Consider the following 201-nt stretch of genomic DNA (forward strand, 5'->3'; position numbering starts at 1 on the left):
ATGTCTATTACTAATTGTCTTAGCTAAAAATATTATTCCATCTACCTCATTATTTTTAAATATATTTAAATAATCTATTTCTTTTTCTATATCTAAATCTGTATTTCCTAAAAGTACATTATATCCATCTTTTTTTAATTCTGTACTAATACCATCTACAATTCTACTAATTGTAGATGAACTTATTTTAGGTAATATAAC

It is taken from the genome of Romboutsia sp. 13368 (assembly GCF_018336475.1).
In the GTDB taxonomy this organism is placed as follows: Bacteria; Bacillota; Clostridia; order Peptostreptococcales; family Peptostreptococcaceae; genus Romboutsia.